The sequence below is a fragment of the Streptomyces sp. WI03-4A genome, from assembly GCF_033792105.1.
Lineage (GTDB): Bacteria > Actinomycetota > Actinomycetes > Streptomycetales > Streptomycetaceae > Streptomyces > Streptomyces collinus_A.
The window spans coordinates 72255-78377 of the sequence record NZ_JARAUO010000046.1 but is presented as its reverse complement, the minus strand read 5'-3'; the positions used below and the strand labels follow the sequence as shown (position 1 = coordinate 78377).

The following is a 6123-nucleotide window of genomic DNA, read 5'->3' as shown; positions in this document are numbered from 1 at the left end:
TCACCGCCTTACAAGCGGGCGGCCCCACTCCCCTTTCTCGGGCTGCGCGGTTGTCTGGTGTACACCCCCCCCCCCCCCCCCCCCCCCCCCGGGACCCCCTCGACGCCCAGCCCTCCCCCGCCGGGACGGCCCCTCACCCGATGTCCGGCGGATCGATCCGCACCCGCACCGCTTCCCCCGCACCCCGCGCCATCCGCGCCGCCTGGGCGGCCTTCAGGGCGGAGGCCAGCGCGGAGCCGCTCCCCGGCGGCACCCGGACCAGCGCCCGCTCCCAGTGCTCGCCCGGCGGGGGCGCACCCGGTCTGCGGGGCCGGCCGGGCAGGGTCGGTGGTACCGGAACGGGGCCCAACACTTCTGCGTCCGACGGTAGTTGAGCAGCCGCCAGGAACTCGGCCACGGCCTCGGTGGTTCCCGAGACGGCCGCCATCCGGGACACCGGCGGGAAGCCGAGCTCGGCCCGCTCGGCCAGTTCCCGGACCGCGTGGCCCACAGGGTCCCACCGCACCAGCGCCTGCACCGGCCGCAGCGTCGGCTCGGCCACCACGACGACGGTCCCGTGCTCCCCCTGCGGCCGCACCAGCGCCCCGGCCGCAATCCACCGGCGCAGCGCGTCCTCCCCGGCCCGCAGGTCGGGCCGCCCGAGCATGGCCCAGCCGTCGAGCAGCAGGGCGGCCGCGTAGCCGCCCTCGGCGACCGGCTCGGCCCCCGGGGTGCTCACGACCAGCGCGGGCGTGCCCGGCACGGTGTCCAGCACGTGCTCACGCCCCGAGGTGCGCACCGGCACGGCGGGGAACGCCCGCCCCAGTTCCTCGGCGGTCCGCCGGGCCCCGACCACCTGGGCGCGCAGCCGGAAGCCGCCGCACTCGGGGCAGTGCCAGGCCGCCTCCGCGCGCCCGCACCAGCCGCACGTCAGCGCTCCCGCGTCCCGCGCCTCCAGCGGCCCGGCGCAGTGCCGGCAGCGGGCCGGCGCCCGGCACTGGGCGCACGCCATGCGCGGCACGTACCCCCGGCGGGGCACCTGGACCAGCACCGGTCCGTGCCGCAGCCCCTCGCGGACCGCCTGCCAGGCCACAGTGGGCAGCCGGGCGGCCCGGGCGGCCTCGTCGCGCGCGAGGTCCTCGTCCCCGACGGTGCGCACCAGGGGCGCGGCCCGCCGTACCTCCTCGCGCCCGGCGACCAGGGGCCGCGCCCAGCCGCTCTCCACCAGTTGCGCGGCCTCGACGGTGCAGCTCCACCCGCCCAGCAGGAAGGCGCACCGGTCGAGGGCGGCGCGCAGCAGCAGGACGTCGCGCGCGTGCGGCTGGGGGGCGTGCTGCTCGCTGTGGCTGTCGTCGCCGTCGTCCCAGATGGCGACGAGCCCGAGGTCCCGCACAGGGGCGAACATGGCGGCCCGCGTCCCGACCACGGCCCGTACGGCGCCGCGCCGTACCGCGAGCCACTGCGCGTACCGCTTCTCGGGCCCGGCGTCGGCGGTGAGCAGGGCGTGCCGGCCGTCGCCCAGCAGCGCGGTCAGCGCGGCGTCGAGCCGTGCCGCGGCCCGTCCGTCGGGGACGACGACGAGCGCGCCGCGTCCCGAGGCGAGCGTGGCGGCGACGGCCCGGGCCAGTTCGTCGCTCCACAGCGGCCCCGGCAGGGCGTTCCACACCGCCCTGGGCGCTCCTCCGGCGGCCAGTGCCTCCAGGAAGGCGCCGCCGTGCTCGTACCGCGTCCAGGACCCGGCGTCGGGCGCGGGCGGTGCCGGCAGGGGTTCGGGGGAGGGCCGTCGCTCGGCGCGCGCGCTGCGCGGCGGGACGGCGAGCTGCAGCACGTCGGCGAGGCTGCCCGCGTAGCGGTCGGCGACGGCCCTGGCGAGCCCGAGCAGTTCCTCGCCGAGCACCGGCTCGGGCGACACGACCTGGGCCAGGGCGGCCAGCGGCCCCGCGTAGTCGGACTCGGCACGCCGCTCGACGAGGTACCCGTCGATGAGCCCGCCGCCCTCCCGGCGCCCCTCCCGCACCCGGCCCCGGCCGGCCCCGAACCGCACCCGCACCCGCACCCCGGGCTGGGCCTCGGCGTCCATCTCCTCGGGCACCGCGTAGTCGAAGTACCGGTCGAGGTGCAGCACACCCTTGTCGACGAGCACGCGCGCGACGGGCAGTTCCTTGGCGAGCGCGGCGCCGCGCCAGGTCCGGGGTTTGGCCCGGGGCACATCGGCCCCGCGCACGGTCTCCCGGATGAGCGCGAGCTGCTCCGGCGGCGCCCCTTCGGCCCCGCCGTCCGTGCCCTCCCCGCCGTGCCGGGGCGCCCCGTTCTCGCTGCTCACGCTTGCATTCTTACCAAACGGCACCGACAACCGGACGGGACGGCCGAGGCCCGGCCCCCGTGCGGGGACCGGGCCTCGGTGGATGATCCGTGCGGGCTACAGGCCCACGGCCTTGCGCAGGGCCTCCACTCGGTCCGTGCGCTCCCAGGTGAAGTCGGGCAGTTCGCGGCCGAAGTGGCCGTACGCCGCCGTCTGGGCGTAGATCGGGCGGAGCAGGTCCAGGTCGCGGATGATCGCGGCCGGACGGAGGTCGAAGACCTCGTCGATGGCCCTCTCGATCTTCTCGGCCTCGACCTTGGCCGTGCCGAAGGTCTCCACGAACAGGCCGACGGGCTCGGCCTTGCCGATGGCGTAGGCGACCTGGACCTCGCAGCGCGCGGCGAGGCCGGCGGCGACCACGTTCTTGGCGACCCAGCGCATGGCGTAGGCGGCCGAGCGGTCGACCTTGGACGGGTCCTTGCCGGAGAAGGCGCCGCCGCCGTGCCGGGCGAAGCCGCCGTAGGTGTCGATGATGATCTTGCGGCCGGTGAGGCCGGCGTCGCCCATGGGGCCGCCGATCTCGAAGCGGCCGGTCGGGTTCACGAGCAGGCGGTAGCCCTCGGTGTCGAGCTTGATGCCGTCGTCCAGCAGCGCCTTCAGCTCCGGCTCCACGACGAACTCGCGGATGTCGGGGGCGAGCAGCGACTCCAGGTCGATGTCCGAGGCGTGCTGGCTGGAGACCACGACCGTGTCGAGGCGGACGGCCTTGTCGCCGTCGTACTCGATGGTGACCTGCGTCTTGCCGTCGGGACGCAGGTAGGGGATGGTGCCGTTCTTGCGGACCTCGGACAGGCGCTTGGACAGGCGGTGCGCCAGGAAGATCGGCAGCGGCATCAGGGTCGGCGTCTCGTCCGACGCGTAGCCGAACATCAGGCCCTGGTCACCGGCGCCCTGCTTGTCCAGCTCGTCCTCGTCACCCTCGACCCGGGACTCGTACGCCGTGTCGACACCCTGGGCGATGTCCGGGGACTGCGCGCCGATCGAGACCGACACGCCGCAGGAGGCGCCGTCGAAGCCCTTCTTCGAGGAGTCGTAGCCGATCTCCAGGATCTTGCTGCGGACCAGGGTCGCGATGTCCGCGTAGGCCTTGGTCGTGACCTCGCCGGCCACGTGCACGAGGCCGGTGGTGATCAGCGTCTCGACGGCGACGCGGGAGGACGGGTCCTCGCGCAGGAGCGCGTCGAGAATGGTGTCGCTGATCTGGTCAGCGATCTTGTCGGGGTGACCCTCGGTCACGGACTCCGAAGTGAACAGGCGACGGGACACAACGCTCCCTGGGGTTGCAGCGGCTGCTGGCTGATCATTGGCGGACCACGCGCGGAGGCTGCGCCCGGCGTCGTCCGAGAACAGTTTATCGGTCGCGCTCGGCCACCGGCCCACCCGTCTCGCCTCTCGGGAGCGCTGTGACCTGCGGCACGGGCATTCTGCACAATGCCGCGCGGCCTTGGCCAGGGCCGCCACGCGAGATCGCGCGACATGGTGGTACGGAAAAATGACACCGAACGGCCGAATCGCTGCGGTGCGAACGGCCCAACGGGCTCAGCCCAGCCGGGCCGCCACGAGGTCCCAGACGGTGTCCGCGAGGGCTTCCTTCGGCCCGTGCGGGACGGGTGTCTCGCTGCCGTCGGCCCCGAGCACCAGGGCCTCGTTCTCCTCGGAACCGAAGGTCTTGCGCTCGCCCACCTCGTTCACCACGAGCAGGTCGCAGCCCTTGCGGGCCAGCTTGGCGCGCCCGTTGGCCAGGACGTCGTCGGTCTCGGCGGCGAACCCGACGACCACCTGTCCGGGGCGGCCCCGCTCGGCCGAGATCTCCGCGAGGATGTCCGGATTACGCACCAGGACGATCGGCTCCGGCTCGTGGCCGTCCTTCTTCTTGATCTTGCCGGAGGCGTAGACCGCGGGGCGGAAGTCGGCGACGGCGGCGGCCATGACCACGGCGTCGGCGTCCCCGGCGGCCTTGAGGACCGCCTCGCGCAGCTGCACGGCGGTGCCGACCTGGACGACGTCGACGCCCGCGGGGTCGGCGAGGCCCGTGTTGGCGGCGATCAGGGTGACCCGGGCTCCGCGCGCGGCGGCCGTGCGGGCGAGGGCGTACCCCTGCTTGCCGGAGGAGCGGTTGCCCAGGAAGCGCACGGGGTCGAGGGGCTCGCGGGTGCCGCCCGCGGAGACGACCACGTGCCGGCCGGCGAGGTCGGGTTCGGCCACGCCCCGGGTCAGCACCCGGCGGCAGACCTCGTAGATCTCCGTCGGGTCGGGCAGCCGGCCCTTGCCGGTGTCGACCCCGGTGAGCCTGCCGACGGCGGGTTCGACCACGACGGCGCCGCGGCGGCGCAGCGTGGCCACGTTCTCCTGGGTGGCGGGGTGCTCCCACATCTCGGTGTGCATCGCCGGGGCGAAGACGACCGGGCAGCGGGCGGTGAGGAGCGTGTTGGTCAGCAGGTCGTCGGCGAGGCCGTGGGCGGCCTTGGCGAGCATGTCGGCGGTCGCCGGGGCCACCACGACGAGGTCGGCGTGCTGGCCGATGCGGACGTGCGGGACCTCGTGGACGGCGTCCCAGACCTCCGTGGAGACCGGGTTGCCGGACAGCGCCGACCAGGTCGCGGCGCCCACGAAGTGCAGGGCGGAGGCGGTGGGCACCACGCGCACGTCGTGGCCCGACTCGGTGAACCGCCTCAGCAGCTCACAGGCCTTGTACGCGGCGATGCCGCCACTGACCCCCAGAACGACTCTCGGCTTGTCCACCATCTCTCCCCGGCTCGACGACGTACGTGGCCACGTACGGAGCAACGTACGGGACCATCACACACCACAGGCCCGGCAGGGCCCCCCTCCGGGGGGAGTGACTGCCGGGCCTGTCGGATGAAGCAACCGCGATCGGACGGTGCTGCTACGCCGGGCCCTCGATGGCCTCGGAGGTCAGCAGACCCGCGTTGATCTCGCGCAGGGCGATCGAGAGCGGCTTCTCGTGCACGTGGGTGTCGACGAGCGGACCGACGTACTCGAGGAGGCCCTCGCCGAGCTGCGAGTAGTACGCGTTGATCTGGCGGGCACGCTTGGCCGCGTAGATCACGAGGCTGTACTTCGAGTCGGTGGCCTCGAGGAGCTCGTCGATCGGCGGGTTGATGATGCCCTCGGGCGCGGTGATGGAAGAGGACACGCTCTACCTTCCGATGGATGGGAAAGAATCAGGCGGTGTGACCCGGCCGAACACGACATTCACGATCACACAACGTCCATCAAGGCTAGCAGCTCGCTGGCCACGTCCTCGACGGAGGTGTTGACCAAGGTCTCGTCGAACTCCGGCTCGGCGGCCAGCTCGGTCCTGGCCGCGGTCAAGCGGCGCTCGATGACCTCGGGCGGCTCGGTCCCCCGGCCGGTCAGCCTGCGCACCAGCTCCTCCCAGGAGGGCGGGGCCAGGAACACCAGCTGGGCGTCGGACATGGACGCGCGGACCTGCCGGGCGCCCTGGAGGTCGATCTCCAGCAGGACGGGCTCGCCGTTCTCCAGCCGCTCCAGCACGGCCGCGCGGGGCGTGCCGTAACGGTTGCCGGCGAACTCGGCCCACTCCAGCAGCTCGCCGTTGGCGATCAGCTTGTCCATCTCGTCGTCGGTGACGAAGAAGTAGTGGACTCCGTGCTGCTCGCCGGGGCGCGGCTTGCGGGTCGTCGCCGACACCGAGAGCCAGACCTCGGGGTGTTCCTTGCGCATATGAGCGACGACCGTGCTCTTGCCGACCCCCGAGGGGCCGGAGAGCACGGTCAGCCGCGGACGTTCACTCATGC

General features: G+C 73.8%; 5 protein-coding genes. All 5 read right to left on the bottom strand.

Annotated elements, in window-relative coordinates; genetic code table 11:
* Positions 1–133: 133 nt before the first annotated feature.
* Complete coding sequence (locus PV343_RS33880) at positions 134–2302, bottom strand: primosomal protein N' (protein WP_319150865.1); 2169 nt, start codon at positions 2300–2302, stop codon at positions 134–136.
* Between the two features lie 96 nt (positions 2303–2398).
* Positions 2399–3607 (bottom strand): methionine adenosyltransferase, encoded by a 1209-nt coding sequence (metK, locus tag PV343_RS33875; RefSeq protein WP_319150864.1) that lies wholly within the window; start codon positions 3605–3607, stop codon positions 2399–2401.
* Between the two features lie 273 nt (positions 3608–3880).
* Positions 3881–5083, bottom strand: coding sequence for a bifunctional phosphopantothenoylcysteine decarboxylase/phosphopantothenate--cysteine ligase CoaBC (coaBC, locus tag PV343_RS33870; RefSeq protein ID WP_319150863.1), 1203 nt, complete (start codon positions 5081–5083; stop codon positions 3881–3883).
* Positions 5084–5228: 145 nt separating this feature from the next.
* Complete coding sequence (gene rpoZ / locus PV343_RS33865) at positions 5229–5498, bottom strand: DNA-directed RNA polymerase subunit omega (RefSeq protein ID WP_023842852.1); 270 nt, start codon at positions 5496–5498, stop codon at positions 5229–5231.
* Between the two features lie 65 nt (positions 5499–5563).
* Positions 5564–6121 (bottom strand): guanylate kinase, encoded by a 558-nt coding sequence (gene gmk / locus PV343_RS33860; protein ID WP_319150862.1) that lies wholly within the window; start codon positions 6119–6121, stop codon positions 5564–5566.
* Positions 6122–6123 lie beyond the last annotated feature (2 nt).

Excerpts from the sequence above, each read along its gene's own strand:
- gmk (WP_319150862.1), bottom strand. The coding sequence starts at position 6,121 with ATGAGTGAACGTCCGCGGCTGACCGTGCTCTCCGGCCCCTCGGGGGTC.